General features: G+C 63.7%; 3 protein-coding genes and 1 pseudogene. 2 read left to right on the top strand and 2 right to left on the bottom strand.

All coding sequences use genetic code 11. The annotated features are described in order from the left end of the window. Window positions 1-324: 324 nt before the first annotated feature. Window positions 325-1,953 (top strand): fatty-acid--CoA ligase, encoded by a 1,629-nt coding sequence (locus tag CQ12_RS34675; RefSeq protein WP_057839770.1) that lies wholly within the window; start codon window positions 325-327, stop codon window positions 1,951-1,953. A gap of 122 nt (window positions 1,954-2,075) precedes the next feature. On the opposite strand, the gene CQ12_RS34670 is transcribed toward CQ12_RS34675, so the two are convergent. After that, complete coding sequence (locus CQ12_RS34670) at window positions 2,076-2,330, bottom strand: hypothetical protein (protein ID WP_057839769.1); 255 nt, start codon at window positions 2,328-2,330, stop codon at window positions 2,076-2,078. 78 nt (window positions 2,331-2,408) lie between these two features. Between CQ12_RS34670 and CQ12_RS34665 the strand changes: the two genes are divergently transcribed. Beyond that, on the top strand, window positions 2,409-3,302 hold the full coding sequence (locus tag CQ12_RS34665; RefSeq protein WP_245310287.1) for a LysR family transcriptional regulator: 894 nt from the start codon (window positions 2,409-2,411) through the stop codon (window positions 3,300-3,302). Window positions 3,303-3,437: 135 nt separating this feature from the next. On the opposite strand, the pseudogene CQ12_RS45350 reads toward CQ12_RS34665, so the two are convergent. Further along, a pseudogene (locus CQ12_RS45350) lies at window positions 3,438-3,829 on the bottom strand (hypothetical protein); the annotation flags it as partial.

The following is a 3,829-nucleotide window of genomic DNA, read 5'->3' as shown; positions in this document are numbered from 1 at the left end:
CCGGGCGCGGCTTCGGCAGCGGCACGGCCGCCGCGCGGTGCGCCGTCGCCCGCGGTTTTGACGGGGACACCCTGATCAGATCGTCCCACACCGTACGGGATGCTTTCCTGGCCTGTGCCGGTTCGCCTGGCATGCCAAGCAGGAGCGCCGCCACGGCAGCGGTAACCATTACCGCTCCGCTGCGGCCAAAGGCGCCAATAGACCATTTTCGGCTTGCTTTACGCGAGGTAAAGTTCATGTCAATTCCATGAACCCACCCACCGATCCGCCCGTATCATCGGCGGATCGTGCGGCAACAAACAAGACCATCGGAGGGACGTGCGTATGCTCGGATTGATGCAAGACTGGCCTTTGCTCTGCCACCGGATTATCGAACACGCGGCGAAGTATCACGGTACGCAAGAGGTCGTCACGCGATCCGTTGAAGGTCCCATTCATCGCACCAATTACGCCGAAATTCATGCACGTGCGCTGAAAGTATCGCAACGGCTCGACCGCGACGGCATCAAGCTCGGTGACCGTGTCGCCACCATCGCCTGGAATACCTGGCGCCATCTCGAATGCTGGTACGGCATCATGGGAATCGGCGCGATCTGCCACACCGTCAATCCGCGGCTGTTTCCCGACCAGATCGCCTGGATCATCAACCACGCGCAGGACCGCGTGGTGATTACCGACATCACCTTCGTGCCGATCCTGGAAAAGATCGCCGACAGCCTGCCGAGCGTCGAGCGCTACGTCGTGCTGACCGACAAGGCGAACATGCCGCAGACCACGCTCAAAAACGCGGTCGCCTATGAGGACTGGATCGGCGCGGTCGACGGCAAGTTCGCGTGGAAGGACTTTGACGAAAATACCGCGGCCGCGATGTGCTACACCTCGGGCACCACGGGCGATCCGAAGGGCGTGTTGTATTCGCACCGGTCCAATGTGTTGCACGGGCTGATGGCCAACAATGTCGACGCCCTCGGTACCAGCGCCGCCGAGACAATGCTGCCGGTGGTGCCGTTGTTCCATGCCAATAGCTGGGGCATCGCATTCTCCGCGCCGTCGATGGGCACCAAGCTCGTGATGCCGGGCCCCAAGCTGGACGGCGCTTCGGTCTATGAGCTGCTCGACACCGAGAAGGTCACGCATACCGCGGGCGTGCCGACGGTGTGGCTGATGCTGCTCAATCACATGGCCGCCGGCAATCTGAAGCTGCCCCACCTCAAGAGCGTGGTGTGCGGCGGCTCGGCGATGCCGCGCTCGATGATCAAGTCGTTCGTCGACATGGGCATTCGCGTGCGCCACGCCTGGGGCATGACCGAGATGAGCCCGATCGGCACCGTTGCGGCGCTGAAGCCGCCATTTGCCGAGCTCACGGGCGAAGAACGGCTCGACATCCTGCAGACGCAAGGCTATCCGCCGTTCGGCGTCGAGATGAAGATCACCGACGATGCCGGCAAGGAGCTGCCGTGGGACGGCAAGACCTTCGGTCGCCTCAAGGTCGCCGGCCCCGCGGTCGCCAAGGCCTACTTCAAGGTCGACACCGACATCCTCGACGAGGAAGGCTTCTTCGACACCGGCGACGTCGCGACCATCGACGAGCACGGCTATATGCGGATCACCGACCGCTCCAAGGACGTCATCAAGTCCGGCGGCGAATGGATCTCATCGATCGACCTGGAAAACCTCGCGGTCGGCCATCCCGCGGTCGCGGAAGCGGCCGTGATCGGCGTCTACCATCCCAAATGGGACGAGCGTCCGCTCCTGATCGTGCAGCTCAAGCAAGGCCAGCAAGCGAGCCGCGAGGACATCCTGAAATTCATGGACGGCAAGATTGCCAAATGGTGGATGCCCGATGACGTCGCTTTCGTCGAGGGCATTCCCCACACCGCAACCGGCAAGATCCTGAAGACCGCGCTGCGTGAGCAGTTCAAGAGCTACCGCTTCCCGAACGCGGCGGCGTGAACCAACGCTGTCCCTCCCCGAGGGACCTCGAACGAGATGCCGGCGTGAGATCGCGCGCCGGCATTTCGGTCTCGACGTTCGGAATAGCTTCACGCAACGACGCCCCCGCCCGTCTCCCGACATCAGCCGCAGGGTTTTCCGGCAGCGGTTCGTTGATGCGCACGGCGCACCGTGACGGCGGTCCAGACATCGCGTATCGCCCGAACCGCAGACAAGAGCGAAGCCGTCAGCGCGGCGGCGCGTTCGCGATGCGCAATTGCAGCATAGGCCCCGATATCGATGCTGCCGTTAGGGTGGCGCAGCACCGCATCGCCGCTGCCGAACCGCCTTGAGCCATCGCTCCAAATCTCTTGTGCTGACATCTGTCCGATCTCCACGAGCTGATATCAAAAAATTATTCCTTTCCATGGAGATGATAATCTCCTATGTTTTCATTTCATTCGTGAAATGAATTCATGAATAGCGCCTCCGACGAAATGAATGCCTTTGTGCGGGTGATCGAACGCGGCAGCTTCGCCGCGGCGGCCGGCGATCTCGGAATCACACCATCAGCGCTGTCCAAGCTGGTGACCCGGATTGAGGAGCGGCTCGGCGTTCGCCTGCTGACGCGCACCACGCGCCGTCTGGTTTTAACCACCGAAGGGGAGCTGTTCGTCGCCCGCAGCCGCGAGATCCTCGCTTCGATCGAGGCCGCAGAAGCCGAGGTCACGGCGGCAAGCCAGGCGCCTCGCGGCCATTTGCGGATCAGCGTCGGCACGACCTACGCCAGGCAGATCCTCGCCGCGCTGCCGCTCTTCCTCGGCCGTTATCCTGATATCACCGTGGAGCTACTTGTTTCGGACCGGCAAATCGATCTCGTGGCCGAACAGGTGGACATCGCCATCCGCTCCGGATGGCTCGGTGACTCGACCCTCGTGGCGCGCAAGCTCCACGACGCCAGACGGCTTATTTGCGCCAGTCCTCATTATCTCAGGAAATACGGCTCGCCGCGCGTGCCCGCCGATCTGTTGCAGCACAATTGCCTGACGCTGACCGGCTTTGCGCAATTCAACCAATGGCCGTTCCACACCAGCGAAGGCATCAACCGGCTTGCCATCTCGGGCACCCTTACAAGCGACAATGCCGACCTGCTGCTCGATGCGGCGGTGGCGGGGCTCGGCGTTGCAAGGCTAGCGGATTTTGTGGTCGCCCGCGCGTTACAGGAGGGCGCGCTCGTACCGCTGCTGGAGGATACCCATCTGAGTGAGCCGTTTCCGGTTCACGTCGTGACTGTGCCCGGCCGTCACCGCACGCCACGCGTCAGGGCCTTCACCGAGTTCATGGTAACGCACATGAACGGCGAGCGATAAAAACGCGCAGCCCCGGCAATTTTCGCCAATAGGCCTCGCCTGCGGCGGAACGCGGCAGGACGTTAAAACGGCCGCAGTCACATGATCGGCAAAGGTCGTTGCAATTGACGGGCGCGCACGCCGCGCCCGTTCCAATCAGCGCGCGAACGCTAGGCCGTCGAGCTGTCGCTGCGCGTCGGGTTCGCCCCATTCCTTGGCCCGCTGATACCACATGCGGGCCTGCGCGACGTCGGCGAGGCCGGTGGCGCCGAGTTGCCGGAGCGGGGCCGGATCGTAGGTGTTGCCGACGAGCAGCGCGGCACGCGCGTTCTGTGCTTCCGCACCGCGCATCAGGAACAGCCGCGCCGACTGCACGTCGCCGCTGGCGAGCAGATCCTGTCCGCGCCTGATCAGGGCGGCGACTTCCCTTGGATCGAGGCTGCGTACCACCTCAGCCTGCGGCTGAGCCGGCACCGGCACTGCCGGCGGTGCGGCCGCGACAACGGCGACCGGCGGCGGGGCGACCGGCGGCGGGGCGACAACCGGCG

It is taken from the genome of Bradyrhizobium jicamae, assembly GCF_001440395.1.
In the GTDB taxonomy this organism is placed as follows: Bacteria; Pseudomonadota; Alphaproteobacteria; order Rhizobiales; family Xanthobacteraceae; genus Bradyrhizobium; species Bradyrhizobium jicamae.
The sequence above is the reverse complement of the archived record's forward strand: the minus strand, read 5'-3'. Positions and strand labels throughout refer to the sequence as shown.

Bases quoted from the DNA above. Each gene is read 5' to 3' on its own strand.
- CQ12_RS34675 (WP_057839770.1), top strand. From the start codon at position 325: ATGCTCGGATTGATGCAAGACTGGCCTTTGCTCTGCCACCGGATTATC.
- CQ12_RS34665 (WP_245310287.1), top strand. From the start codon at position 2,409: ATGAATAGCGCCTCCGACGAAATGAATGCCTTTGTGCGGGTGATCGAA.